The 24,286-nt window shown below is 71.6% G+C and carries 26 protein-coding genes; 20 read left to right on the top strand and 6 right to left on the bottom strand.

The window, feature by feature from the left end; all coding sequences use genetic code 11:
- Nucleotides 1-235: 235 nt before the first annotated feature.
- The 3 genes from C3489_RS24505 to C3489_RS24515 all read left to right on the top strand — a co-directional run bounded on the left by C3489_RS24505 (nt 236) and on the right by C3489_RS24515 (nt 2,895).
- Nucleotides 236-1,198, top strand: a complete 963-nt coding sequence (locus C3489_RS24505; RefSeq protein WP_374936775.1) for a heme o synthase — start codon at nt 236-238, stop codon at nt 1,196-1,198.
- A gap of 121 nt (nt 1,199-1,319) precedes the next feature.
- Nucleotides 1,320-1,640, top strand: a complete 321-nt coding sequence (locus C3489_RS24510; protein WP_103784212.1) for a hypothetical protein — start codon at nt 1,320-1,322, stop codon at nt 1,638-1,640.
- A 148-nt stretch (nt 1,641-1,788) separates the two neighbouring features.
- Entirely contained in the window at nt 1,789-2,895 is a 1,107-nt protein-coding gene (locus C3489_RS24515; RefSeq protein WP_103784213.1) for an amidohydrolase family protein, read from the top strand.
- 86 nt (nt 2,896-2,981) lie between these two features.
- Here the strand turns inward: C3489_RS24515 and C3489_RS24520 are convergent, their stop codons facing one another.
- From C3489_RS24520 to C3489_RS24530, 3 genes are all read right to left on the bottom strand, one after another.
- The gene (locus tag C3489_RS24520; protein ID WP_103784214.1) at nt 2,982-3,992 is read right to left on the bottom strand and encodes a heme A synthase; all 1,011 of its coding nucleotides are present in this window, start codon (nt 3,990-3,992) and stop codon (nt 2,982-2,984) included.
- A gap of 45 nt (nt 3,993-4,037) precedes the next feature.
- A complete protein-coding gene (locus C3489_RS24525) occupies nt 4,038-4,808 on the bottom strand; it encodes an ABC transporter permease (RefSeq protein WP_103784215.1) in 771 nt (256 codons plus the stop codon).
- Nucleotides 4,809-4,896: 88 nt separating this feature from the next.
- Entirely contained in the window at nt 4,897-5,820 is a 924-nt protein-coding gene (locus C3489_RS24530; protein WP_103784216.1) for an ABC transporter ATP-binding protein, read from the bottom strand.
- Between the two features lie 218 nt (nt 5,821-6,038).
- Here C3489_RS24530 and C3489_RS24535 point away from each other — a divergent pair, with 218 nt between their 5' ends.
- The 9 genes from C3489_RS24535 (at nt 6,039) to C3489_RS24575 (ending at nt 13,028) form a co-directional block, all read left to right on the top strand.
- On the top strand, nt 6,039-6,785 hold the full coding sequence (locus C3489_RS24535) for a metalloregulator ArsR/SmtB family transcription factor (protein ID WP_103784217.1): 747 nt from the start codon (nt 6,039-6,041) through the stop codon (nt 6,783-6,785).
- A complete protein-coding gene (gene sufB, locus C3489_RS24540) occupies nt 6,782-8,203 on the top strand; it encodes a Fe-S cluster assembly protein SufB (protein ID WP_103784218.1) in 1,422 nt (473 codons plus the stop codon). Before C3489_RS24535 ends, sufB begins: the two co-directional genes overlap by 4 nt.
- Nucleotides 8,204-8,286: 83 nt before the next feature.
- A complete protein-coding gene (sufD, locus tag C3489_RS24545) occupies nt 8,287-9,471 on the top strand; it encodes a Fe-S cluster assembly protein SufD (RefSeq protein ID WP_103784219.1) in 1,185 nt (394 codons plus the stop codon).
- Nucleotides 9,468-9,785: a non-heme iron oxygenase ferredoxin subunit gene (locus C3489_RS24550; RefSeq protein ID WP_103784220.1), complete on the top strand. Its 318-nt coding sequence runs from the start codon at nt 9,468-9,470 to the stop codon at nt 9,783-9,785. Before sufD ends, C3489_RS24550 begins: the two co-directional genes overlap by 4 nt.
- Nucleotides 9,786-9,792: 7 nt before the next feature.
- Complete coding sequence (gene sufC, locus C3489_RS24555; protein ID WP_103784221.1) at nt 9,793-10,557, top strand: Fe-S cluster assembly ATPase SufC; 765 nt, start codon at nt 9,793-9,795, stop codon at nt 10,555-10,557.
- Nucleotides 10,554-11,810, top strand: coding sequence for a cysteine desulfurase (locus C3489_RS24560; RefSeq protein ID WP_103784222.1), 1,257 nt, complete (start codon nt 10,554-10,556; stop codon nt 11,808-11,810). The genes sufC and C3489_RS24560 overlap by 4 nt, the downstream gene beginning before the upstream one ends.
- Nucleotides 11,811-11,818: 8 nt before the next feature.
- Nucleotides 11,819-12,286: a Fe-S cluster assembly sulfur transfer protein SufU gene (sufU, locus tag C3489_RS24565; protein ID WP_103784223.1), complete on the top strand. Its 468-nt coding sequence runs from the start codon at nt 11,819-11,821 to the stop codon at nt 12,284-12,286.
- Nucleotides 12,283-12,615 carry a metal-sulfur cluster assembly factor gene (locus tag C3489_RS24570; protein WP_103784224.1) on the top strand — a complete coding sequence of 111 codons (333 nt, stop codon included), beginning with the start codon at nt 12,283-12,285 and terminating at the stop codon, nt 12,613-12,615. The genes sufU and C3489_RS24570 overlap by 4 nt, the downstream gene beginning before the upstream one ends.
- A 92-nt stretch (nt 12,616-12,707) precedes the next feature.
- Nucleotides 12,708-13,028 (top strand): multidrug efflux SMR transporter, encoded by a 321-nt coding sequence (locus C3489_RS24575; RefSeq protein WP_103784225.1) that lies wholly within the window; start codon nt 12,708-12,710, stop codon nt 13,026-13,028.
- A gap of 7 nt (nt 13,029-13,035) precedes the next feature.
- Here the strand turns inward: C3489_RS24575 and C3489_RS24580 are convergent, their stop codons facing one another.
- Nucleotides 13,036-13,914 (bottom strand): winged helix-turn-helix transcriptional regulator, encoded by an 879-nt coding sequence (locus tag C3489_RS24580; protein WP_103784226.1) that lies wholly within the window; start codon nt 13,912-13,914, stop codon nt 13,036-13,038.
- Nucleotides 13,915-14,005: 91 nt separating this feature from the next.
- Here C3489_RS24580 and C3489_RS24585 point away from each other — a divergent pair, with 91 nt between their 5' ends.
- Both C3489_RS24585 and dapD read left to right on the top strand, forming a co-directional pair.
- Nucleotides 14,006-15,319 carry an MFS transporter gene (locus C3489_RS24585; RefSeq protein WP_181139827.1) on the top strand — a complete coding sequence of 438 codons (1,314 nt, stop codon included), beginning with the start codon at nt 14,006-14,008 and terminating at the stop codon, nt 15,317-15,319.
- Nucleotides 15,320-15,459: 140 nt separating this feature from the next.
- The gene (dapD, locus tag C3489_RS24590) at nt 15,460-16,449 is read left to right on the top strand and encodes a 2,3,4,5-tetrahydropyridine-2,6-dicarboxylate N-succinyltransferase (RefSeq protein WP_103784228.1); all 990 of its coding nucleotides are present in this window, start codon (nt 15,460-15,462) and stop codon (nt 16,447-16,449) included.
- A 57-nt stretch (nt 16,450-16,506) separates the two neighbouring features.
- Here dapD and dapA read toward each other — a convergent pair whose 3' ends face one another.
- Nucleotides 16,507-17,418, bottom strand: coding sequence for a 4-hydroxy-tetrahydrodipicolinate synthase (dapA, locus tag C3489_RS24595; RefSeq protein WP_103784229.1), 912 nt, complete (start codon nt 17,416-17,418; stop codon nt 16,507-16,509).
- 186 nt (nt 17,419-17,604) lie between these two features.
- Here dapA and C3489_RS38785 point away from each other — a divergent pair, with 186 nt between their 5' ends.
- From C3489_RS38785 to C3489_RS24615, 5 genes are all read left to right on the top strand, one after another.
- Nucleotides 17,605-17,742 (top strand): hypothetical protein, encoded by a 138-nt coding sequence (locus tag C3489_RS38785; RefSeq protein WP_181139824.1) that lies wholly within the window; start codon nt 17,605-17,607, stop codon nt 17,740-17,742.
- Nucleotides 17,739-18,422, top strand: coding sequence for a hypothetical protein (locus C3489_RS24600; RefSeq protein ID WP_103784230.1), 684 nt, complete (start codon nt 17,739-17,741; stop codon nt 18,420-18,422). The genes C3489_RS38785 and C3489_RS24600 overlap by 4 nt, the downstream gene beginning before the upstream one ends.
- A gap of 55 nt (nt 18,423-18,477) precedes the next feature.
- The gene (locus C3489_RS24605; RefSeq protein ID WP_374936776.1) at nt 18,478-18,921 is read left to right on the top strand and encodes a phage holin family protein; all 444 of its coding nucleotides are present in this window, start codon (nt 18,478-18,480) and stop codon (nt 18,919-18,921) included.
- Nucleotides 18,918-19,523: a DUF3618 domain-containing protein gene (locus tag C3489_RS24610; protein WP_103784231.1), complete on the top strand. Its 606-nt coding sequence runs from the start codon at nt 18,918-18,920 to the stop codon at nt 19,521-19,523. Before C3489_RS24605 ends, C3489_RS24610 begins: the two co-directional genes overlap by 4 nt.
- Nucleotides 19,524-19,780: 257 nt before the next feature.
- A complete protein-coding gene (locus tag C3489_RS24615; protein ID WP_103784232.1) occupies nt 19,781-20,485 on the top strand; it encodes an antibiotic biosynthesis monooxygenase in 705 nt (234 codons plus the stop codon).
- 98 nt (nt 20,486-20,583) lie between these two features.
- On the opposite strand, the gene C3489_RS24620 is transcribed toward C3489_RS24615, so the two are convergent.
- Nucleotides 20,584-22,413 (bottom strand): endonuclease/exonuclease/phosphatase family protein, encoded by a 1,830-nt coding sequence (locus C3489_RS24620; protein WP_103784233.1) that lies wholly within the window; start codon nt 22,411-22,413, stop codon nt 20,584-20,586.
- A gap of 249 nt (nt 22,414-22,662) precedes the next feature.
- On the opposite strand from C3489_RS24620, the gene C3489_RS24625 reads away from it, so the two are divergent.
- Nucleotides 22,663-24,087: a hypothetical protein gene (locus C3489_RS24625; RefSeq protein WP_103784234.1), complete on the top strand. Its 1,425-nt coding sequence runs from the start codon at nt 22,663-22,665 to the stop codon at nt 24,085-24,087.
- The last annotated feature ends 199 nt before the right edge of the window (nt 24,088-24,286 follow it).

Raw genomic sequence — 24,286 nt, forward strand, 5'->3', positions numbered from 1 at the left:
ACGGAGCCGCTCATCTGACCGCTCAATCGAGCTTCGGTATGCGCGGAAGAACGCATTCCGCAAACGCGCCGGCGAGGCCGGGAACGATCACCGGCGCAGGGCGGTCGCCGGACCCGGACGATCATGCCCCGCCAACACGACCCCACCCCCGCGAAGGCCGGGGTATGGGCAACGTCTAAAGTGGCGTGGTACGCGCGAGCCTTTACCGCCACTTCACACGGGGAGGCTTGCTGGGATGTCTCTGTCAGGGGTGTTCGTGACGGCCGTTGAATCCCGTCCAGCGGGGGTGCTAGGGGAGCACCCGACCCACCGGCCGTTCGGGGCCCGTGTCAAGGCGTTCGTGGCGCTGACCAAGCCGCGGATCATCGAGCTGCTGCTCATCACCACCGTTCCGGTGATGTTCCTGGCGCAGCAGGGCGTGCCCGACCTCGGGCTGGTGCTGCTCACCTGCGTGGGCGGCTACCTGTCCGCCGGCGGCGCCAACGCGCTGAACATGTACATCGACCGCGACATCGACGCGCTGATGGACCGCACCTCGCAGCGTCCGCTGGTCACCGGCATGGTCAGCCCGCGCGAGTGTCTGGCCTTCGGCATCACCCTCGCGGTGGTCTCGACGCTGCTGTTCGGCCTCACCGTGAACTGGCTGAGCGCCTGGCTGTCCCTGGGCGCGCTCCTCTTCTACGTCGTCGTCTACACGATGATCCTCAAGCGCCGCACCGCGCAGAACATCGTCTGGGGCGGCATCGCCGGCTGCATGCCGGTGCTGATCGGCTGGACGGCGGTCAAGGACTCCCTGTCCTGGGCCCCGGTCATCCTCTTCCTGGTCATCTTCTTCTGGACGCCGCCGCACTACTGGCCGCTGTCGATGAAGGTCAAGGACGACTACGCGCGCGTGGGCGTGCCGATGCTGCCGGTGATCGCCTCCAACAAGGTCGTCGCCAAGCAGATCGTGATCTACAGCTGGGTGATGGTGGCCGTCTCGCTGCTGCTGACCCCGCTCGGCTACACCGGCTGGTTCTACACGGCGGTGGCGCTGGCCTCGGGCGGCTGGTGGCTGTGGGAGGCGCACGCCCTGCAGAACCGGGCGAAGGCCGAGGTGACGGGCGCGAAGCTGAAGGAGATGCGGCTGTTCCACTGGTCCATCACCTATGTCTCGCTGCTGTTCGTGGCGGTGGCGGTGGACCCCTTCCTGCGGTAGACGCAGCATTCGGACATTCCGGGCGGTGGGGGTGCCCCCTGCTCGAAGAGCTTGGGGGAGTGGCGCATGCCACGCACCCCGCCCGTCGCCGTTTGATCTACCGCTGAGTAGCATCCTGACCATGGCAGACACGCAGCAGATTGACGCGAAGGCCGAGCGCACGGCTCAGAAGCTGGCCCGGCGGATCAGCGCCTTCGCCAAGGCGCACGGCGGTGCCGAGGGCCAGGTGGCCTACATCGGCGAGCGCGGCGCGCGGATCGTCCTGGTGGGCGAGGACGGCGGCTGGGGCGACGTGGTGGCACCCTCCTACGAGATCGCCGAGAAGGCCGTGGAGAAGTCCGGGATCACGGCCCACGAGTCCTTCGACGGCGAGTTCGCGGCGAAGGTGAAGACGGGCCCGTACGAGTGGAAGCGCATGGCGGGCATTCAGATCGGCGGCTGAGCGACGCGCCCCAAAGGGGCGCGGGGAACTGCGCGATCGACCACAACGGGCCGAGAGCCGCCCAACAACGCGCATTCCCGGGCTCATCCGCGACCTGGGACCCCGTTCACCCGTTAGGCCGGTCAAGCCAGCGCAGCGGGGAGTCCGGATGATCGAAACGCCGTCCCTCGTGGACCAGTACTGTCACGGCGTGCTGAGAACGGAGCTGGGCCTCGGCACCTTCGAGGCCCAGCTGGCCCGTACCGAGGGACCACCCGCCCCCGGCACCACCCTCTTCGACACCCAGACCGGCTTCGCCGTACGCCGCTGGTGTCCGCCCCTGCTCGGCCTGGAGCCGCACTGCCCTCCGGCCCGCTATCTGGCCCGGCGCCGCGAACTGGGCGTCCTGGAGGCCGGCCGCAGGCTGCTGAGGGGCAGCGGCATCACCACGTACCTGGTGGACACGGCCCTGCCCGGAGACCTCACCGGCCCCGCCGAGATGGCCACCGCCGGTGCCGCCACGGCCCACGAGATCGTGCGCCTTGAGCCGCTCGCGGAGCAGGTCGCCGACACCTCCGGGACCGTCGAGTCCTTCCTCGCCAACCTCGCCGAATCCGTGCACGGCGCCGCCGAGCACGCCGTCGCCTTCACCTCGGTGGCGGGCGTACGGCACGGTCTGGCGCTCGCGCCGGAGCCGCCCGGGCCGGGGGAGGTGCGGGGCGCCGCCGGGCGCTGGCTGGCCGGGCGCCGGGCCGGGGACGAGCTGAGCGACCCGGTGCTGTTACGGCACCTGCTGTGGATCGCGGTGGCCTCCGGGCGGCCGCTGCAACTGCACGCGGGGCTGGGAGAGCCGGGCCGGCGCACCGACCGCACCGATCCGGTGCTGCTGACGGACTTCGTGCGGGCGACCGCCGGCCTCGGTACCGACCTGGTCCTGCTGCACGGCTACCCCTACCACCGGCACGCCGCCCATCTGGCCGGGGTCTTCCCGCACGTCTACGCCGACGCGGGCGCCGCACTGGTGCGCACCGGGGCCCGCGCGGCGAACGTGCTCGCCGAGGTCCTGGAGCTGGCCCCGTTCGGCAAGATCCTCTTCTCCAGTGGAGCCAGAGGGCTGCCCGAGCTGCACGTGGTCGCGGCCCGCCTGTTCCGCGAGGCCCTCGGCCGGGTGCTGGGCGGCTGGGTCGCCGAGGGCGCGTGGTCCCTGGCGGACGCGCAACGGGTGGCGAACCTGCTGGCGTCGGGGAACGCGGGGCGGGTGTACGGGCTTCAGTGACCCGGCCCGCCCGGGGGGCGGGTGTGCGGGCTCCAGTGACCCGGCCCCGCCCGGGTAAGGCCACCGGACTTCGGTGGCCTGGCGGCTCAGGCCTTGGCGAGCTTCGCCTCGGCCGACGGACCCGGCAGGTCCGCCTTGACCTCCTCCGGCCTCTCCCGCAGCGCCAGCAGCACGCGCAGCACCCCGATCCACACCAGCGCCGAGCCGAACATGTGCAGACCGACCAGCAGCTCCGGGAGCTTGGTGAAGTACTGGATGTAGCCGATGACACCCTGCGCCAGCAGGATCAGGAACAGATCCCGCGTCCGGGCCAGCGGACCGCGCGGCGCGTCGACCGCCTTCAGCACGAACCACAGCGCGAAGGTCAGCGTGACCACGATCCAGGCCAGGACGGCGTGCAGCTTGGCGACGCCCTCCCAGTCCACCGGGATGCGGTCCACCTCGCTGGAGTCACCCGCGTGCGGGCCGGCGCCGGTCACCACGGTGCCCACCGCGATCAGCAGCGCCGAGGCGGCCACGAGGAACCACACCAGCTGCACGACGGCCTTGCCGACCAGCGGCCGGGGCGCCCCGTCGCCCTCGCGGCTGCGCTGCCACATCAGCGTGGCCACGGCGATCAGCGCGGTGGACAGCAGGAAGTGCGCCGCGACCGTGTACGGGTTCAGGCCCACGAGCACGACGATGCCGCCGAGCACGGCGTTGCCCATGACCACCCAGAACTGGGCCCAGCCCAGCCGGGTCAGGCCGCGCCGCCACGGCTTCTCCGAACGCGCGGCGATGATGGCCCAGCCGACCGCCGCGCACAGCACGTACGTCAGCATGCGGTTGCCGAACTCGATCGCGCCGTGGAAGCCCATCTCGCTGGTCGCGGTGAGGGAGTCGGCGGTGCACTTGGGCCAGCTCGGGCAGCCGAGCCCGGAGCTGGTCAGACGCACGGCGCCGCCGGTGACGACGATGACGACCGACATCACGAGCGCGGACAGGGCCGCCCGCTGGACCGTCCTCGGGGTCGGCGTCCAGCGTTCGGCGATGAAGGCGAGCGGGTTGCGCACGGCCGCGGTGGCGTCGGCGCGGGTCAGCTTTGGCACGGGCTCCATGGTAGGCGCCTGCTTGTGCACGCTTTCACGAGGGTCCATCGCCAGCTACTCCCAGCGGAAGAACTTCCCCGCGGCCGCGAGCCCCGCGACCGCCCACACGGCGAGGATGCCGAGGTCGCCCCAGGGCATCCCGGCCCCGTGCTGGAGCACGTCCCGCAGGCCGTCGGACAGGGCGGAGATGGGCAGCAGGCTCAGCACGTCCTGGACACCGGAGGGGAACTTGTCCAGCGGCACGATCACCCCGCCGCCGACGAGCAGCAGCAGGAAGACCAGGTTGGCGGCGGCCAGCGTGGCCTCGGCCTTGAGCGTGCCGGCCATCAGCAGTCCGAGCCCGGAGAAGGCGGCGGTGCCGGCGATCAGCAGGAGCAGTACGGCCAGCGGGTTGCCGTGCGGCGACCAGCCCAGCGCGAAGGCGATCACCGTCAGCAGGATCACCTGGAGCACCTCGGTGACCAGCACGGACGCCGTCTTGGCGGTCATCAGGCCCCAGCGGGGCAGCGGCGAGGACGCCAGCCGCTTCAGCACGCCGTAGCGCCGCTCGAAGCCCGTGGCGATGGCCTGGCCGGTGAACGCCGTCGACATCACGGCGAGCGCCAGGATGCCGGGGGCGAGGAAGTCGACGGCCTCGCCGGCGCCGGTGTCGACGATGTCGACGGAGCTGAAGAGCGCCAGCAGCAGGGTGGGGATGATCACGGTGAGCAGCAGCTGTTCGCCGTTGCGCAGCAGCATGCGCGTCTCCAGCGCCGCCTGCGCCGCGATCATGCGGGACAGCGGCGCCGCCCCGGGCTTCGGGGCGTAGGTGCCGGTGGCGGTCACGAGCGCAGCTCCTTGCCGGTCAGTTCGAGGCGGTGCTTTCCCGGGGGACGACCCCCGGACCCCCGGCCGATCTCGGTGCTGACCGGAATCATGCGCGCAACTCCTTGCCCGTGAGCTCAAGAAAGACGTCTTCGAGGGTGTGCCGCTCGACGGAGATCTTGTCCGGCATCACCCCGTGCTGGGCGCACCAGGAGGTGACGGTGGCCAGCAGCTGCGGGTCGACCTTGCCGTTCACCCGGTACGAGCCGGGGGTCAGCTCGGCGGCCGAGCAGTCGGCCGGGAGGGCCTTGAGCAGGGAGGCGACGTCGAGTCCGGGGCGGCCGGAGAAGCGCAGGGTGTTCTCGGCGCCGCCCTTGCACAGCTCCTCGGGGGAGCCCTGGGCGATCACCTTGCCGGCGTCGATGACGGCGACGTCGTCGGCGAGCTGCTCCGCCTCCTCCATGTAGTGCGTGGTGAGGATCACGGAGACCCCGTCGGCGCGCAGGTCGCGCACCAGGTCCCAGGTGGCCCGGCGGGCCTGCGGGTCGAGGCCGGCGGTCGGCTCGTCGAGGAACACCAGTTCGGGGCGGCCGACGACGGCCATGGCGAGCGCGAGCCGCTGCTGCTGGCCGCCGGACAGGCGCCGGTAGCTGGTGCGGCCGCAGGAGCCGAGCCCGAGCCGCTCGATGAGCGCGTCCACGTCGAGCGGGTTCGCGTGCAGCTTGGCCATGTGCCGCAGCATCTCGTCGGCGCGGGCGCCGGAGTAGACGCCGCCGGACTGGAGCATCACGCCGATCCGGGGCCGCAGGGCGGCGGAGTCCGCGACCGGGTCGAGGCCCAGGACGCGCACCGTGCCGGCGTCCGGCTTCCGGTACCCCTCGCAGGTCTCGACCGTGGTCGTCTTGCCGGCGCCGTTGGGACCGAGGACGGCGGTCACACCCGCCCGGGCCACCAGGTCGAGGCCGTCCACCGCGGTCTTCGGGCCGTACCGCTTCACCAGGGCCTGCACCTGGACGACGGGCTCACTTCGCATGGGACCCGAGTCTAGGGAGCCGGGAAGGCTCTCGGACGCGCGGGTCCGGTTCGCTCCAGCGGCCCGGTCCCGCGGACGAGCCCCCTCGCCACCGCCCGTTTGATCGATCAAAGATCGTTTCCGCAGGTCACGTTAGGTATGCCTAAGTGACGCAGGGCACCATCGGCTCGTCCGGACGTCGCTTGTCACGCTCGCGAGAATTACGCAACAATGGCGTTGTGAAAAACGTCGGCGAGGTTCGGGAGACCCCCACGGGGGCCCCGCACGAGGAGCTCGCGACCGGGGAGCGCTCGACGCGCAACCGGGTCGCGCGGTCGATCCTGGACCACGGCCCGTCGACCGTCGCAGAGCTGGCCGCCCGGCTGGGCCTGACCCAGGCCGCCGTACGACGCCATCTGGACGCGCTGGTCGCCGACGACGTCGTGGAGGCACGCGAGCAGCGCGTGTACGGCACGCGCACGCGCGGGCGTCCCGCGAAGGTCTTCGCGCTCACCGACTGCGGCCGGGACGCCTTCGACCAGTCGTACGACAAGCTCGCCGCCGACGCCCTGCGCTGGATCGCGCAGCAGGAGGGCGGCCGCGACGCCGTCGCCGCGTTCGCCCGCGCCCGGATCGCCGCGCAGGCCGGCGCCTACCGCGAGGCGGTCGAGGCGGCGCCCCCGGAGAAGCGGACCGAAGCGCTGGCCAAGGCCCTGAGCGGCGACGGGTACGCTGCTACCGCGCGGAGCGCGCCCGTCGGCGAGCAGCTGTGTCAGCACCACTGCCCGGTCGCCCACGTCGCCGAGCAGTTCCCGCAGCTGTGCGAGGCCGAGACGGAATTTTTCGCCGAGCTTCTCGGTACGCATGTGCAGCGGCTCGCGACGATCGCCCATGGCGACGGTGTCTGCACGACGTTCATCCCCAAGAACGACCCCAAGATTTCCACTGACGCATCTGCAAGCACGGCCGGGAGGAACCCCGCATGACTCTCCCCACGGAGACTGCCCACCCTGAGCTGGAGGGCCTGGGCAAGTACGAATACGGCTGGGCCGACCGCGACGAAGCCGGTGCGTCGGCGCGGCGTGGTCTGAACGAGGACGTCGTCCGTGACATCTCGTCCAAGAAGGACGAGCCGGAGTGGATGACGAAGCTTCGCCTCAAGGGCCTGCGTCTCTTCGAGAAGAAGCCCATGCCGAACTGGGGCTCGGACCTGTCGGGGATCGACTTCGACAACATCAAGTACTTCGTGCGCTCCACGGAGAAGCAGGCGGAGTCCTGGGAGGACCTGCCCGAGGACATCAAGAACACCTACGACAAGCTGGGCATCCCGGAGGCCGAGAAGAAGCGCCTGGTCGCCGGTGTCGCCGCCCAGTACGAGTCGGAGGTCGTCTACCACCAGATCCGCGAGGACCTGGAGGAGCAGGGCGTCATCTTCCTCGACACCGACACCGCGCTGAAGGAGCACCCGGAGCTCTTCAAGGAGTACTTCGGCACCGTCATCCCGGCCGGTGACAACAAGTTCGCCGCGCTGAACACCGCCGTGTGGTCGGGCGGCTCCTTCATCTACGTGCCGAAGGGCGTGCACGTGGAGATCCCGCTCCAGGCCTACTTCCGGATCAACACCGAGAACATGGGCCAGTTCGAGCGGACCCTGATCATCGTCGACGAGGGTGCCTACGTGCACTACGTCGAGGGTTGTACGGCCCCGATCTACAAGTCGGACTCGCTGCACTCCGCGGTCGTCGAGATCATCGTCAAGAAGAACGCCCGCTGCCGTTACACGACCATCCAGAACTGGTCGAACAACGTCTACAACCTGGTCACCAAGCGCGCCGTGGCCTACGAGGGCGCGACCATGGAGTGGGTCGACGGCAACATCGGCTCCAAGGTGACGATGAAGTACCCGGCCGTCTACCTGATGGGCGAGCACGCCAAGGGCGAGACCCTGTCCATCGCCTTCGCCGGCGAGGGGCAGCACCAGGACGCCGGCGCCAAGATGGTGCACATGGCGCCGAACACCTCGTCCAACATCGTCTCCAAGTCGGTGGCGCGCGGTGGCGGCCGTACGTCCTACCGCGGTCTGATCGAGATCGGTGAGGGCGCCGCCGGGTCGAAGTCCAACGTGCTGTGCGACGCGCTGCTGGTGGACACGATCTCCCGGTCGGACACCTACCCCTACGTCGACGTCCGCGAGGACGACGTGTCCATGGGCCACGAGGCCACCGTCTCCAAGGTCTCCGAGGACCAGCTCTTCTACCTGATGAGCCGCGGTCTCGCCGAGGACGAGGCGATGGCGATGATCGTGCGCGGCTTCGTCGAGCCGATCGCCAAGGAGCTGCCCATGGAGTACGCGCTGGAGCTCAACCGGCTGATCGAGCTGCAGATGGAGGGCGCGGTCGGTTAATCCCCGGCCCGGGCCGCAGACCGCTGCGGCCCGCCGTCCCCGTCAAGCCCCATACGTAACGGAAAGCGAGCACTACGACAGCCATGGCTGAGGCCCAGAACATCCCCGTGGGGTCGACGACCTCCGGCGCCATCGCGGTGGCCGGGGAGTCCACCGTCGCCACCCGCATGAGCGCCCCGCCCTCCTTCGACGTCGCGGACTTCCCGGTCCCGCACGGCCGCGAGGAGGAGTGGCGGTTCACCCCGCTGGAGCGCCTGCGCGGGCTGCACGACGGCACCGCCACCGCCACCGGCGACGGCGTGAAGGTCGACGTGCAGGCCCCCGAGGGCGTCACCGTCGAGACCGTCGGCCGCGACGACGCGCGGCTCGGCAAGGCGGGCACCCCGGTGGACCGCGTCGCCGCGCAGGCGTACTCCGCCTTCGAGAAGGCCTCGGTCGTGACCGTGCCGAAGGAGACCGTCCTGGCCGAGCCGATCCGCATCGCGGTACACGGCGAGGGCGGCACCGCCTTCGGCCACCAGGTGATCGAGCTGGGCGCGTTCGCCGAGGCCGTCGTGGTCATCGACCACACCGGCGACGCGGTGCTCGCCGCCAACGTCGACTACGTCCTCGGCGACGGCGCCAAGCTGACCGTCGTCTCCGTGCAGGACTGGGACGACAAGGCCGTGCACGTGGGCCAGCACAACGCCCTCGTCGGCCGGGACGCCACCTTCAAGTCGGTCGTCGTCACCTTCGGCGGTGACGTGGTGCGTCTGCACCCGCGCGTCGCCTACGCCGGCCCCGGCGGCGAGGCCGAGCTGTTCGGCCTGTACTTCACCGACGCCGGCCAGCACCAGGAGCACCGCCTCCTGGTCGACCACAACGTGCCGCACTGCAAGTCCAACGTCGTCTACAAGGGCGCGCTGCAGGGCGACTCGGCGCACGCGGTGTGGATCGGCGACGTGCTCATCGAGGCCAAGGCCGAGGGCACCGACACCTACGAGATGAACCGCAACCTCGTCCTCACCGACGGCGCCCGGGTCGACTCCGTGCCGAACCTGGAGATCGAGACCGGTGAGATCGTCGGCGCCGGCCACGCCTCCGCCACCGGCCGCTTCGACGACGAGCAGCTGTTCTACCTGATGGCCCGCGGCATCCCGGAGCACGAGGCCCGCCGCCTGGTCGTGCGCGGCTTCTTCGCCGAGCTGGTCCAGCAGATCGGCGTCGCCGACATCGAGGAGCGCCTGATCGCCAAGATCGAGCAGGAGCTGGAGGCGTCGGTCGCATGACCTTCGTACGCGCCTGTGGCGTCAGCGAGCTGGAGGAGGACACCCCGAAGCGGGTGGAACTCGACGGCACGCCGCTGTCCATCGTGCGGACCGAGGGCGAGGTCTACGCGATCCACGACATCTGCTCGCACGCGAACGTCTCCCTCTCCGAGGGCGAGGTCGACGACTGCCACATCGAGTGCTGGCTGCACGGCTCGCGCTTCGACCTGCGCTCCGGCAAGCCCGACAGTCTTCCGGCGACGCGTCCCGTCCCCGTATACCCCGTAAAGATCGAAGGGGACGACGTGCTCGTCTCCCTCTCCCAGGAGTCCTGAGGCACCCATGGCAACGCTTGAAATCCGAGACCTGCACGTCACCGTCGAGGCCGACAACGCCACGAAGGAGATCCTCAAGGGCGTCGACCTGACCGTGAAGCAGGGCGAGACGCACGCCATCATGGGCCCCAACGGCTCGGGCAAGTCGACCCTCGCCTACTCGCTCGCGGGTCACCCGAAGTACACCATCACCGGCGGCACCGTCACCCTCGACGGTGAGGACGTCCTGGAGATGTCCGTCGACGAGCGCGCCCGCGCGGGCCTGTTCCTGGCGATGCAGTACCCGGTCGAGGTCCCCGGCGTCTCGGTCTCCAACTTCCTGCGCACCTCCGCCACCGCCGTGCGCGGCGAGGCCCCGAAGCTGCGCACCTGGGTGAAGGAGGTCAAGGAGGCCATGGAGCGCCTCAACATGGACCCCTCCTTCGCCGAGCGCAACGTCAACGAGGGCTTCTCCGGCGGTGAGAAGAAGCGCCACGAGATCCTCCAGCTGGAGCTGCTCAAGCCGAAGGTCGCGATCCTCGACGAGACCGACTCCGGCCTGGACGTCGACGCGCTGCGGATCGTGTCCGAGGGCGTCAACCGCGTCCGCGAGACCGGCGAGGTCGGCACCCTGCTGATCACGCACTACACGCGCATCCTGCGCTACATCAAGCCCGACCACGTTCACGTGTTCGCCGGCGGCCGCATCGTCGAGTCCGGCGGTCCGGAGCTCGCGGACAAGCTGGAGAACGAGGGCTACGAGTCGTACGTGAAGGGTGGCGCATCCGCGTGACACAGCTGCCGGGCCTCCTCGACACCGAGGCGCTCCGTAAGGATTTCCCGATCCTGGACCGGGTGCTCCACGACGGCAAGAAGCTGGTGTACCTGGACAACGCGGCGACCTCGCAGACGCCGCGCCAGGTCCTCGACGTACTCGCGGAGTACTACGAGCAGCACAACGCCAACGTCCACCGCGGTGTGCATGTGCTCGCCGAGGAGGCCACGGCGCTGTACGAGGGCGCGCGCGACAAGGTCGCGGAGTTCATCAACGCGCCCAGCCGCGACGAGGTGATCTTCACCAAGAACGCCTCGGAGTCGCTGAACCTCGTGGCCAACATGCTCGGCTGGGCCGACGAGCCCTACCGGGTGGACTCCGAGACCGAGATCGTCATCACGGAGATGGAGCACCACTCCAACATCGTGCCGTGGCAGCTGCTGGCACAGCGCACGGGCGCGAAGCTGAAGTGGTTCGGCCTCACCGACGACGGCCGCCTCGACCTGTCCAACATCGACGAGATCATCACCGAGAAGACGAAGATCGTCTCCTTCGTGCTGGTCTCCAACATCCTGGGCACGGTCAACCCGGTCGAGGCGATAGTGCGCCGCGCCCAGGAGGTCGGCGCCCTGGTGTGCATCGACGCCTCCCAGGCCGCGCCGCACATGCCGCTGGACGTGCAGGCGCTGCAGGCCGACTTCGTGGCCTTCACCGGTCACAAGATGTGCGGCCCGACCGGCATCGGCGTGCTGTGGGGCCGCCAGGAGCTGCTGGAGGACCTGCCCCCGTTCCTGGGCGGCGGCGAGATGATCGAGACCGTCTCGATGCACTCCTCCACCTACGCCCCGGCGCCGCACAAGTTCGAGGCGGGCACCCCGCCGATCGCGCAGGCGGTCGGTCTGGGCGCCGCGATCGACTACCTCAACTCGATCGGCATGGACAAGATCCTCGCCCACGAGCACGCGCTCACCGAGTACGCGGTCCAGCGCCTGCAGCAGGTCCCCGACCTGCGCATCATCGGCCCGACCACGGCCGAGGACCGGGGCGCGGCGATCTCCTTCACGCTCGGCGACATCCACCCGCACGACGTGGGCCAGGTCCTCGACGAGCAGGGCATCGCGGTGCGCGTGGGTCACCACTGCGCGCGTCCCGTGTGCCTGCGCTACGGAATTCCTGCGACCACGCGAGCGTCGTTCTATCTGTACTCCACGCCGGCCGAGATCGACGCACTGGTCGAGGGGCTGGAGCACGTACGGAACTTCTTCGGCTAGGAGCGGGTGTGAAGCTGGACTCGATGTACCAGGAAGTCATCCTGGACCACTACAAGAACCCGCACGGGCGGGGCTTGCGGGATGGCGACGCCGAGGTGCACCACGTCAACCCGACGTGCGGCGACGAGATCACGCTCCGTGTGAAGTACGACGGCACGAAGATCGCGGACGTCTCGTACGAGGGCCAGGGCTGCTCCATCAGCCAGGCCTCGGCGTCCGTCCTGAACGAGCTGCTGGTCGGCAAGGAGCTGTCCGACGCGCAGAAGATCCAGGAGACCTTCCTGGAGCTGATGCAGTCCAAGGGCAAGATCGAGCCCGATGACGCGATGGAGGACCTGCTGGAGGACGCGGTCGCGTTCGCCGGGGTCTCCAAGTACCCGGCTCGGGTCAAGTGCGCCCTCCTCAGCTGGATGGCGTGGAAGGACGCGACGGCTCAGGCGCTGAGCGGCGCCGAGGCCGAAAGGAAGACGGCATGACCGACACCGCTGAGATGAAGCCGGCCTCGGAGGAGGAGCTCCGCGAGGCGTTGATGGACGTCGTCGACCCCGAGCTGGGCATCGACGTCGTCAACCTCGGACTGATCTACGGCATCCACATCGACGACGCCAACATCGCGACCGTCGACATGACCCTGACGTCGGCGGCCTGCCCGCTGACCGACGTCATCGAGGACCAGGCCAAGTCCGCCACGGACGGCCTCGTCAACGAGCTGCGCATCAACTGGGTCTGGATGCCGCCGTGGGGCCCCGACAAGATCACCGACGACGGCCGCGAGCAGCTGCGGGCGCTCGGGTTCAACGTCTGACGCGAGATCGTCTGAAAGGTCGTCACCGACCTGGTGAAAACGGCGAGGTCCGGAGCACGGGCCTCGCCGTTTCGCGTGTGTACGCTCGGCCCATGGGTTACCTGCTGCTGATCGCAGCCATCGCCGCCGAGGTGGCCGGGACGACCGCGCTGAAGTACAGCGACGGCTTCAGCAGGCTGGTGCCGTCGCTGCTCACCCTCGCCGGATACCTGCTCTCCTTCTACCTGTTGGGCCTCACCCTGAAGACCCTGTCCGTGGCCACCGCCTACGCGATCTGGTCGGGGGTGGGCACGGCGGCGATCGCCGCGATCGGCATCCTGTTCCTCGGGGAGGGGATGACCGCCGCCAAGGCCGCCGGGATGGCGCTGATCATCATCGGCGTGGTGGTGCTGAACCTCGGCGGGGCGCACTGACGCCTCGTCACATGCCCTGCCGTACGGCCGACAGCGCGGCGCCCACGCTGCCGGCGACATCGGTGACCGGGTACTGCACATGGCGCACGACGCGGCCCCGGTCCACCACCAGGGTCAGCCGCTTGAGCCGGGTCGCGCCCGCCGCGCGGAACGTCGGCAGCCGCAGCGCGGTGATCAGGGACAGCTCGGCGTCGGACAGCAGCCGCTGGCCCAGCCGCTCCTTCTCGGCGAACGCCCGCTGCTCGTCGGGTCGTTGGGTGGAGATGCCGTGGACCGTGGCGCCGGCCGCGGTGAAGTCGGCGAGCCGGTCGCGGTAGGTGCACGACTCCAGGGTGCAGCCGGGGGCGCCGGGGATGTCGGACCAGCCCGGGGGATAGGCGTCCGCGCGGGCGTAGGCGCCGGGGAAGCAGTACAGCACCGTGAACGGGGTGTCCTGGGCGACCGGGTCGCGGGGTGCGCCGGTGTCGTCGAGGAGCGTCAGCTCGGGCACGCTCGTGCCGACCAGCTCGTGCACCCGGTGGGCTTCCGCCGAGGCCTCCCCGGCCGTGGCCGACGTGGTGCCGTCGCCCAGCACCCAGGCGTCCCCCCAGTCCTGCAGGGCGACCAGCACCGGCAGCAGGGCGCGGCCGCGCGGGGTGAGCCGGTACTCGTGGCGCACCGGGCGCTCCTGGTACGGCACACGCGCGAGGACATCGGCCTCGACCAGCAGGCGCAGCCGCTCGGTGAGGACCTTCCGCGACATGCCGAGCTCGCGCTGCAGCTCGTCGAAGCGGTGCACACCGCGGGCGGTGTCCCGCACGATCAGCAGGGTCCACCAGTCGCCGACCACGTCCAGCGCCTGGGCGATGGCGCAGGTGGAATCCTCCAGGCTCGTTCTGCGGGCCATGACCCTCCACCTCTTCGTCCACCGGTTCGTCGTTGACCCGAGGCTGCCATGCTGACATAGTCAGTTCCCAAAAGAAACTTATTGGGGGGAGCTGGGCGGGGTGCGAGGTCTGAGGGACGTTCCGCGGGCGGTGTGGCTGCTGGCCGCCGGCACCTTCGTGAACATGACCGTGAGCGTGACCTTCGCCTACCTCTTCCTCTACCTGACCGGCCCGCGCGGCCTGGACCCCGGCCGGGCGGGCCTGCTGGCCGGCGTGGGGGGAGCGGGCCTGCTCGCCGGCAACCTCACCGGCGGCTTCTTCGGCGACCGGTTCGGGCACCGCCCGGCCCTGCTCGTCTCCGCCGCCACCGGCGGGCTGCTGCTGGCCGCCGTACCCGTGCTGCCGACCCCCGCGCTGTACGCCGCGCTGCCGCTCGCCCAGTACGCGGCCGGGGTGCAGCGCGCGGCGACCTCCGCGCTGGTCGCGGTGATCGTGCCGGAGGGATCGCGACGGCAGGCGTACGCGGTGATGCGGGCGGCGGGCAACGGCGGCTTCACCGTCGGCCCGCTGCTCGGCGCCCTGGTCGCGACCGGGCTGTCGTACGACTGGCTGTACGTCGCCGACGGGCTCGGCAGCGTGGGGCTGGCCTGGTGGACGGCGCGGGTGGTACCGGCGGCCGTGAGCCCGGTGCGGGTGAGCCCGGTGCGCCGGGAGACGGCGCGGGCCGGGAAGGCGGCGGGCGGTGCGGGGCTGTGGGCGGTGCTGCGGACGCGTCCGGCGGTGCTGCTGCTGCTCGGGGCGATCGGGGTCGTCGACGTCGTCTACCGGCAGCAGTACACGACCTTCCCCGTCTTCCTCGCCGACCACGGCCTGGACACCGGTGTCTACGGCGCGCTGCTGGCCGTCAACGGCGCCGTGCTGCTGTGCCTTGAGCTACCCGCCGCGCTCGCCCTGGGCCGCCGCTCGCCGCTGCCGGTCGTGGCGACGGGGCTGCTGCTGGTCGCGGCGGGGTACGCGGCGCTGCTCGCGGGCGCGGGAGCCGGTGCGGCGGTGGTGATGATGACCCTGCTGACCCTCGGCGAACTGCTGTACAAGAGCACCGCCACGGCGTACGTCGCCGACCGGGCCCCGGCCCATGTCCTGGGCCGCTTCCAGTCGCTGTACGCCGGCGCGTCCATCACGGGCGTGGTCCTGGCCGCACCGCTCGGCGGCGCGCTGTACCAGGCGGCCCCGGACCTGCTGTGGCCCCTGTGCGCGCTCGCCGCCGCGGTGGCCGGCTGCGCGGTGCTGGCCGGGTCGCGGCTGGAGGGCGAGCGGGAGGACACGCGGGAGGTGCCGGAGTGGGCGGTGGAGGTGACCGGGGAGCGGGAGCGGCCCCCGGCGGCCGTGCCCGGCGCGGGCCGACGACGGAACCCGCCGCTGTGAGGACCGCTTCTGGTGACCGCTTCTGAGAACTGCCGGCGAGGGCCGCTTCCGAGGGCCCGCCGAGGAATCCGTCCGCCCGCCACCTGAGACACCGGGCCGCTGGTTGGCCTCCGCGGCCCCCGGCCGGTTAGGTTGCCCTCATGACCGACTCGACTGCTTCTCGCACCACCGGCGCCGTCGCCGCCGGCCTCGCCACCATCGCCTCCGACGGCACCGTGCTCGACACCTGGTTCCCCGCGCCCGAGCTGGTCGAGCAGCCCGGCCCCGCCGGCACCGAGCGGCTGACCGCCGAGCAGGCCGCTCAGCTCCTCGGCGGCGGCGCGACCGCGGCGATCGGCCCGGACGCCCGCCGGGGTGTCGAGGTGGTCGCGGTGCGCACGGTCATCGCCTCCCTCGATGAGAAGCCGATCGACGCGCACGACGTCTACCTGCGTCTGCACCTGCTCTCGCACCGCCTGGTCAAGCCGCACGGCCAGAGCCTGGACGGCATCTTCGGCCACCTCGCGAACGTCGCCTGGACCTCGCTCGGCCCGGTCGCCGTGGACGACGTCGAGAAGGTCCGCCTGAACGCCCGCGCGGAGGGCCTGCACCTGCAGGTCACCTCGATCGACAAGTTCCCGCGCATGACGGACTACGTCGCGCCGAAGGGCGTGCGGATCGCCGACGCGGACCGGGTCCGCCTGGGCGCGCACCTCGCCGAGGGCACCACGGTCATGCACGAGGGCTTCGTCAACTTCAACGCCGGCACCCTCGGCACCTCCATGGTCGAGGGCCGCATCTCCGCGGGCGTCGTCGTCGGCGACGGCTCCGACATCGGCGGCGGCGCCTCCACCATGGGCACCCTGTCCGGCGGCGGCAACGTGATCATCTCCATCGGCGAGCGCTGCCTGATCGGCGCCGAGGCCGGCGTCGGCATCGCGCTCGGCGACGAGTGCGTGGTCGAGGCGGGTCTGTACGTCACGGCCGGCACCCGGGTCACCATGCCCGACGGCCAGATCGTCAAGGCCCGCGACCTGAACGGCGCGTCCAACATCCTCTTCCGCCGCAACTCGGTCACCGGCGCCGTCGAGGCCCGCCCGAACAACGCGGTCTGGGGCGGCCTGAACGACATCCTGCACAGCCACAACTGACGCAGCGCACGCGGCTGAGCGCCCTTCCGCCGATCGGTGGGAGGGCGCTCGTTCGTGTCAGGCGGGTTCGGTCACGACGAGGTGGTCGTATGCCTCCCGGAGGGCCGTCGTCGTGGTCGCATTCGCCGGACGTAGGGGTGGGCGGACCGGGCCCGCGGGGAGGGCGAGGGTTGTCAGGAGGGCCTTGGCTGTGACCGTGCCGGGGAGGTTCGAGGACATCATCCGGTTGATCAAGGGGGTCAGGCGGCGCTGGAGCCGGGTCGCCAGGGCCGTGTCGCCCGCGTCGTAGGCGTCCAGGACGGCGCGGATCTCGCGCGGGGCCACGTTCGCGACCGTACTCACGCAGCCCGCCGCGCCCACCGCGTACAGGGCGAGGTTGTGCTCGTCGCAGCCGGCGTAGTACGCCAGGTCCGTGGCGGCCAGGACCTTCTGGGTGCCGAGGAAGTCGTAGGAACAGTCCTTCACCGCCACGATCCGGGGGTGCTCGGCCAGGCGGATCATCGTCTCCGGCTCGATGCGTGTGCCGGTGCGGCCGGGGATGTCGTACAGCATCACCGGCAGCGCCGTCGCGTCCGCGACCTCGCGGAAGTGGGCCTCGACCGCGTCCTGGGGCGGCCTGCTGTAGTACGGCGTGACCAGCAGGACGCCGTCCGCGCCCGCCTTCTCCGCCTCCAGGGCCAGATTCACCGTGTGCCGGGTGTCCGCCGTGCCCACCCCGGCGACGATCGACGCCCGCTCGCCCACCGCCTCGCGCACCGCGCGGATCAGCTCCGCCTTCTCCGCGTCGCTCGTCGTCGGCGACTCGCCCGTCGTGCCGGACAGCACCAGGCCCTCGCAGCCCTGCTCCACCAGATGCGCGGCCAGCCGCCGCGCCCCTGCGACATCGAGGGCACCCTCCTCGGTGAAGGGCGTGATCATCGCGCACAGGGTGCGGCCGAAGGGCGGCGGCGAGGAGGCTGCGTAGGTCATGGGATCAGTCTCGGCAGCGCGATCGTGAAGCTCCACTTAAATCTGCTACGAGGTATCGGTAAGGAATGCTGCGTCACGAGACATGACCTCGCGGGCCGGCCGGCCGCCGCCCTATGTCCAAGTCGGGGCCCGATGAGTCACCATGGCCTTCACGACGGTCATGCACTCACCGCTACGGGAGGCGTCATGAAGCTCGGCAAGGCATTGGCCACCGGCGTCGCGGAGGAAGAGCCGCAGAGCATCCGCGCCGAGGAACCCGAACCCGCCCAGGAGATCACGGACGTCGAGGTCTCCCTGCCCGAAGAGGTGCCCGCCGCCCGATGAGGCTGCGGCTCCCGCAGGAGCACCCGTCCGAGCCGCCGACCGGCTACAAGATCGCCCACCCGGTGCTCTCCCAGGACGGCACCCGGGCCGGCTTCACCGGCGTATCGCTCGGCGGGGCGCTCCCGTACGGCGTCCTGGCCGACGCCTCCTGCGTCTACGGCCGCCGGCACCGGCCGCCCGCCCGGCTGTGCGACTGCGGCTTCCACTGCGTGCACGACCGCGCGGACGCCGAGGCGCTGCTCAGCACCGCCGAGCACCGGGCCGCCGTCCTGCTGGAGGTGTCGGTGCTCGGCGCCTACATCCGCTTCGAGCGCGGCTTCCGCAGCGCCCGCCAGCGGGTGCGCACGGCGACCGTCGGGCCATGTGCCTGCGGAGCGCCGGCGGTGGCGCTGGCCGACGCCGGCTGGGGCCGGCCCGGGTGGCGCGCGCTCGCCCCGTCCTGCGCGGGCTGCGTGCGCGCCCGTACGTCCCTGTCGCTCACCGCCTTCGCCCGGCTGGCCGGGGAGGGGCTGCGGGTCGTCGCCGCGGCCGGCCCAGAACCCCGGCAGGAGGCCGGGTCGGGGCTCGACGTTCCCGAACTCGTGGCCGAGGCCGCCCTGTTGCAGGCCCGGCTCGACTGGTTCCAGACCCAGCTGGCCCGACTCGGCGAGCGGGGGAGCGGCAGCGCGTCGCAGGGGTAGTGACTGGCGGTAGGGGTACCCGGGAGCCTCCGTGACCGAGAGGAGGCGGAACACCGTGACCGGGACCATGGACACCCGGCCCGTGCGCGAGGAGCGCCGGACGCCGATCGACGGCACGCACCACTCCGTGGGCGAACTCGTGGGACAGGCCACCGAACAGCTCTCCCGGCTCGTACGGCAGGAGATCGGCCTGGCCAAGGAGGAACTGGCAGAGAAGGGCCGCCGGGCCGGACGCGGCGGCGGCATGCTGGGTGCCGCGGGCGCCTTCGCCTACGCCGGCCTGCTCGCCGCTGCGGGCACAGCCATCGCCGCGCTCTCGCTGGTGCTGTCCGTGTGGGCCGCCGCACTCATCGTGACGGCGCTGCTGTTCGCCGTCGCCGGGGTGCTGGCCGTCGCCGGCCGCTCCCAGCTGCGCCGGGCCACACCGCCCGCGCCGGAGGAGGCGCTCGGCAGTGTCAGGGCCGATGTGGAGGAGATCAGGGAAAGGGCGCATCGATGACGGACGCGAGCAACGGCTCCGCCGGCAAGGCCACCGGGGGAGCCAAGGGCCCCGATGAACTGCGCCGGCAGATCGCCGAGACGCGCAGCCAGCTCGGGGACACCGTGGAGGAGCTGGCGGCCAAGGCGGACCTCAAGGGCCGCGCGCGGACCCGTGCCGCCGACCTGCGCGACAAGGCCGGCGCGATGACGGTCCAGCTGCGCAGCACCGCCGCACAGGCCGGGCACGCGATGCAGGACAAGGCGTCCCGGGCCGGGCACGTCATGCAGGAGCGGGCCTCGCACGCCGGCCACACCCTCCAGGAGCGGGCCTCGCACGCGGGTCACACCCTGCAGGAACGGGCCTCCCACGCGGGTCACACCCTGCAGGAGCGGGCCTCCCACGCGGGCCATGCGGCGCGGGACGGGGCCTCCCGTGCCGGTGACGCCGCGCAGGAGCGGGCGGTCCAGGGCCGCGACACCGCCGAGGACCGGCTCCCGCGGCCGGTGCGCACGCTCTTCGTGACGGGACGGCGCCACCCCGGACTGGCGTGGGCCTCGCTGACGGCGATGGCCGCGCTCGGCGCATGGCGGGCGTGGCGGGTGTACCGGCGCACGCGCTAGCGGCGTCGGCGGTCCGGTGGAGCGCCGGCGCCTACCCGACGCGTGCGGGAGCGCGACCGACGGCTGAGCGGACAAGAACCGGTGCGGTGAGTGTCCGCACCGGCGCACACGGGTCGCGGCCCGGGCCGATGGACGTACGGTCCGGGTCGCGGCGCTGTCCTGGTGCGGCCCGCTCTCGCCCCGCGGTTGACCTCAACCGCGCTTGACGTTGGAGGGTGGTCATCGCACGCATCCGATGCCGATCACCGGAGGCCGCCATGACCCGTCGTACCGACGCCCACCCCGATCTCACCGACCCGCGCGTCGGCGCCCCGTTCTTCAGCACCTGGCGCGTCGGCACGCCCGAGCGGCAGCGCCGGACCGTCGAGGCCATCGCCGGCACCTGGGAGCGCCGGCCCTGGCCGGCCGGCGACCTGCTGAGCTACCACGTCTACACCGGTCACGACGGCACCACCCTCATGCACTACTCGCAGTGGACGAGCGAGCAGGCCTACGAGGCGTTCGTGCGCACGCACCGCCAGGAGCGGGTCGACGAGATCGACACGGCCGTGCCGGACATCGAGCGGGTCGGCCTGTCCCGCTACCGGTACCACCGCAGCCGGGAACGCGCGGCCGGCGACCGGCGGGTTCCCGGCCTGATCGTGGCCGTGCGCATCGACTTCGAGCCGGCCGCGGCGGGGGAGCGGCGCGACTGGGTCGACATGGTGCTGAAGGCACTCGACGACGACCCCGTCGGCCACCAGGGACTGATCTCCGCCCACTTCCACCTCAGCACGGACGGCGGCCACGTCCTCAACTACGCCGAGTGGGAGAGCACCGCCGCCTACGACGCGGTGCTGGCCGCGCCCGGCGAGGGCATCGGCGCACCGACCGAGCAGTGGGAGCGGGTCCGGACGTACCCGGGCGTCAGGGGCTTCACCCCCGCCCGCTACGAGCACGCCGTCGGTCTCCTCCCCGCCTGACCCGGGGAGGAGACGGGCGCCCACCGTCACAGGGTGGACCGCCGGCCACCGTCACAGGTGGAGCGACGGCCACCGTCACAGGTGGACCGCCGGCAGCGTCACGGGTGGAAGCGCAGCACCTGCGGGTCGTGGTCACTGATCTGGTCGTGGAACTCCGAGTTCAGATGCACGCTGTCGTACTCGAAGTCACACCCGCGCCGGATCGCCGGGCTGATCAGGATCTGGTCCAGCACCTGGCTGTTGCCCTGGTAGTCGTAGGTGTACCGCTCGCTCTTCGGCAGCGACTTGATCGCCGACCACAGCTCGCCGTCGCCCTCCAGGATCTTCGCCGTGTCGGAGAACTCGAAGTCGTTGAGGTCGCCGAGCGCGATGACGTCCGCGTTCTTCTGCACGTCCAGCAGGTCCTTGACGAAGGCGTTGACCTCCGCCGCCTGCTGGTGGCGCTGCGTCTCGGAGCTGCGCACCGGGGGCTGGTACTGGGAGGTCAGCCCCTGGTCGCCGCCCTTGGAGTTGAAGTGGTTGGCGATCACGAAGACCGTGCGGCCCCGGAAGACGAACTCGCCGACCAGCGGCTTGCGGCTGGACTTCCAGGCGTCGGACGCCGGGTCGATCCGGCCGGGGGAGACCGTCAGCGCCGCCTTGCCGTGCTCCCGGGTGACGCCGACCGCGGTGGTCGCGTCGCCGCCCGGACGGTCGGTGAAGGACACCCGCTGCGGGTTGAAGAGGAAGACCTGGCGGATGTTGCCGCCCGGCTCGCCGCCGTCGGTGTCGTTGGACGGGTCGATGGAGCGCCAGTCGTAGCGCGGGCCGCCCGCGGCGACGATCGCGTCGATCAGCTTGGTCACGGTCACGTCGGCGGCGGTCGTGCCGTCGTCCTTGGCGCCGTTGTTGTCCTGGATCTCCTCCAGCGACACGATGTCGGGGGAGGAGAGGTTGTTCACGATCGCGTCGGCGTGCGCGGCGAAGGTGCCGTCCGACGGGTCCAGGTTCTCGACGTTGTAGGTGGCGACGGCCAGTTCGCCGTTCTGCTGCCGGCGCGTGGCCTCCCGCTCCAGCCCGCCGCTCTCCAGCGTGCCGATGCGGCTCGCGACGAGCGTGTAGCCGCCGAACTGGTTGTAGTCCAGCGGGCCGGTGGTCGCGCCGGCGAGGGTGTCGCCGACGTTCGCGGCGGGGAAGTCGGCGGTGGAGCCCAGGGACTGGATCTGCAGCCGGCCGGTGTTCTGCGAGTCGTAGGAGCCGTAGACGGTGCCGCCGCGCCGGCTCGCGTGCTCGTCCGGCTTCACCGTCACCCACAGCTCGGTGTACGGGTCGCTGGCGCCGACCACCCGGGCGTCGCCGACCTCGACGTTCATGCCCTCCAGGGACTCGTACAGATCGAGGGCGTACTGGCCGGGACGCAGCGGCAGGCCGTTGACCGAGTTGTTCGCCGCGCTGTCCCCGGCCGGCGCGTAAGCGTCGGGTACGGCGTCCTCGTCGAGGACCACGGGGGCCGGGACCGGGTTGGCGGAGGAGACGACGGTGACGGCCGGCTTGGTGATCTCGGTGATCGACTGGTTGCCGGAGGAGGTGCCGCCGGGGACGTACTCCGAGACGGTGCCGGACACCTTCACCGCGTCGCCGACGGCCACGCCCTTGGGCGTGGAGCTGGTGAAGACGAAGACGCCCTCGCTGGTCGCGGGGTCGGCGTCGGGGCTCGGGTCCTGGATCCAGAAGCCCTTGGACGAGCCGTAGGTGCGTATACCGGTGACGATTCCGGCCACATCCGCGACCTTCTGACCGGCGTACGGCGAGATCCGGGTCGTGCCCTGGATGTCGTGGATGCGCACCGAGTCCGCGTGCGCGGGGGCGGACAGGACGACGGTGGACGCCGCGGAGCACACGGCGGCGACGGTGAGCGCGGCGAGGCGCGCGGACGACTTGCTCGGCAAGGGATTCCCTCCGGGGACGTGACTTCGAGCGCCGGGACGAGGGTGGAGCAGGGCGGCCCGTGACGCGCGTAGAAGCGAGTGAACGGTCGTTCCCTTCTTTCTACGCGCGTCAATTTCCAGCCTGGCCGGGGCAGTTGTCAAGGTTTCGGCCATGTACGGCCGTCGACGGGGAGATGAACCGGACGGCATGGGTCGAAATCCGTCTAGGCTGAACCCGAGTGGCACATCGCGTCCTAGGAGAACCCGCCCATGTCAGACAGCTCCTCCCTGCCGCCGGTGCGGCTGACCTCCGAAGCGGAGCTGGCGCGCGACGCCCTGTCCACGCCCCTGCTCGCCCGGGCCGCGAAGCTCGCCCGCTGGGCCGGGCCCGACACCCGCGTGGACGCCGGGGGAGCGCTGGTGGAGGAGCAGCTGCCGGGCGCGGCCGAGGAGCTCGGGCTGACCGGGGACGACGCGGCCGCCTACGCCAGCGAGGCCTGGCGGGTCGCCGTCGACACCGGGCTGGTGGAGATCACCGACGAGGAGGCCGGCACCGTGGCCGCCGGGCAGGACCTGGCGCTGCTCACCGGCTCCCCGCAGGACGTGCTCGGCATCTGGCAGGGCGCCCTGGAGACGGTCATCGCGGACGCGAGCGTGCCCGACCTCGACGACCTGGTCGACGCCCTGGAGGAGGGCGGGGAGGTCGACTTCTCCCAGCTGGACTGGGACCCCGAGGCGGAGGCCGCCTTCCTCGACGGCGTCCTCGGCAACCTCTACCTGCTGACCGTGAGCGAGGACGGGCCCGGCGACGGACCGGTGCCGCTGCCCGCGCTCGCCGCGTCGATGATCGTGCCCGGCGACATGGCGGAGCCCACCAACGACGTGCTGGAGCAGGTCTCCGACGCGATGATGCGCCTGGACGACCAGTTCCGGTTGCTGGAGCCGACCGGGCTGGTGGAGTACCAGCCGGTCGACGAGGCCCTGATGGCCGAGGCCGACGAGGAGAGCGCCGCGCCCGTCGACGACACGGACGTCGCCCGCTACGGCATGGTCCGGCTCACCCCGCTCGGTCTGTACGGGCTGCGGTCGCGGCTGCTGGAGGCCGGGTTCGCGGCGCCGGTCCTCGGCGAGCTCGCCGACAAGGGCGCCGACGCGCTGCTGGACGGCACCGCCGCGTACGGCCCCCGGGCCGCGCGCGCCGAGACCGAGCTGTGGCTCACCCGGCGCGAACCGCTCGCCGCGGCACGGGAGTTGCTCGCCGCGGCCCGTGGCGGCGACGCGGGCGCACCGCTGCGCCGGCTGCGCTGCCAGGAGGCGCTGTCCCTGGTCGGCACCGCCGCCGAGCCCGCGCTGCGGGAGGTCCTGGACGACCCCGAACTGGGCGGCCTGGCCCGGGTCTGGCTCACCGAGCACGGCGCGCGGGACGTGCCCTCGCCCTCCCCGGACCTGATCTTCTGGCTGACCATCGACACCCTGGCCGCGCAGCTCGCGGCCGAGGGCAACTCGGACGAACTCCAGGGCCTGGTGGAGGGACTGGCCGCGCAGCACGACGGCTTCTTCGCGGCGGCCTGGCGCGTGGACCACCCGGCCACGGCCGACGTGCTGGAGGCGATGGGGCGGCTGCACCCCGACAAGAAGGTGGCCAAGGAGGCCCGCAAGGCGGCGTTCAAGGCGCGCTCCCAGCAGGGGGGTTGAGACGCCGGAAGCCCGGGTGCGGCCGGTGCGGCGCCGCCCGCGCAGGGACTTGCGGGGACGCACCGACGAGGCGCGTGGTCTCGCGTACGGGCGGTGGGGCGCCCGGATTCCCAGGCAGGGCCCGGCGTATGCCGTGGCAAAGCGCCGGGTTCCGGCGCCCCTGTCCTGCGCACGTGGTGGTGAAGCGCCCGCCCGCGTA

The sequence above is a fragment of the Streptomyces sp. Ru71 genome, from assembly GCF_002920535.1.
GTDB lineage: Bacteria > Actinomycetota > Actinomycetes > Streptomycetales > Streptomycetaceae > Streptomyces.